This window comes from Aneurinibacillus aneurinilyticus ATCC 12856 (assembly GCF_000466385.1).
GTDB classification, from domain to species: Bacteria; Bacillota; Bacilli; order Aneurinibacillales; family Aneurinibacillaceae; genus Aneurinibacillus; species Aneurinibacillus aneurinilyticus.
Window position 1 is genome coordinate 1 of record NZ_KE952795.1, and the last position, 1,290, is coordinate 1,290.

At 53.3% G+C, this 1,290-nt stretch carries 1 rRNA gene; it reads right to left on the reverse strand.

The annotated features are described in order from the left end of the window. Positions 1 to 1,210, reverse strand: a 23S ribosomal RNA gene (locus HMPREF0083_RS12790); the annotation flags it as partial. Positions 1,211 to 1,290 lie beyond the last annotated feature (80 nt).

Consider the following 1,290-nt stretch of genomic DNA (forward strand, 5'->3'; position numbering starts at 1 on the left):
CACAGCTTCGGTAGTACGCTTAGCCCCGTTACATTTTCCGCGCAGAGTCACTCGACCAGTGAGCTATTACGCACTCTTTAAATGGTGGCTGCTTCTAAGCCAACATCCTGGTTGTCTGGGCAACTCCACATCGTTTCCCACTTAGCGTACATTTAGGGACCTTAGCTGGTGATCTGGGCTGTTTCCCTTTTGACTACGGATCTTAGCACTCGCAGTCTGACTCCCGGACCTGCTGTATCCGGCATTCGGAGTTTGACTGAATTTGGTACCCCGCGAGGGGCCCGCATCCAATCAGTGCTCTACCTCCGGTACAGGAATCCGAGGCTAGCCCTAAAGCTATTTCGGGGAGAACCAGCTATCTCCGAGTTCGATTGGAATTTCTCCGCTACCCACACCTCATCCCCGCACTTTTCAACGTACGTGGGTTCGGGCCTCCAGTGCGTGTTACCGCACCTTCACCCTGGACATGGGTAGATCACACGGTTTCGGGTCTACGGCTACGTACTCATTCGCCCTATTCAGACTCGCTTTCGCTGCGGCTCCGTCTTCTCAGACTTAACCTTGCACGCAACCGTAACTCGCCGGTTCATTCTACAAAAGGCACGCCGTCACACAGCAATTGTGCTCCGACTAATTGTAGGCACACGGTTTCAGGATCTCTTTCACTCCCCTCCCGGGGTGCTTTTCACCTTTCCCTCACGGTACTGGTTCACTATCGGTCGCCAGGTAGTATTTAGCCTTGGGAGATGGTCCTCCCGGATTCAGACGGGGTTTCACGTGTCCCGCCCTACTCAGGGTACGTCTCGGAGAGACGGTCATTTCAACTACAGGATTGTTACCTTCTCTGATGGGCCTTTCCAGACCGCTTCGTCTATGACCGTCTTTTGTAACTCCATGTGAGACGCCCTACAACCCCAGAAGGCGAACCTTCTGGTTTGGGCTCCTCCGCGTTCGCTCGCCGCTACTGACGGAATCACTGATTGTTTTCTTTTCCTCAGGGTACTTAGATGTTTCAGTTCCCCTGGTCTGCCTCTCGCTGCCCTATGGATTCAGGCAGGAGTACTACCCCATTACGGGCAGTGGGTTTCCCCATTCGGACATCTCCGGATCAAAGCTCGCTTACAGCTCCCCGAAGCGTTTCGTCGTTCGCCACGTCCTTCGTCGGCTCCTGGCGCCAAGGCATCCACCGTGTGCCCTTTGTAGCTTAACCATCAAAGGGTTATCACCTATATTACAATTGGATCTTCCTAATTGCGCATTGTTCTTCTGTATCCAGTTTTCAAAGTGCAA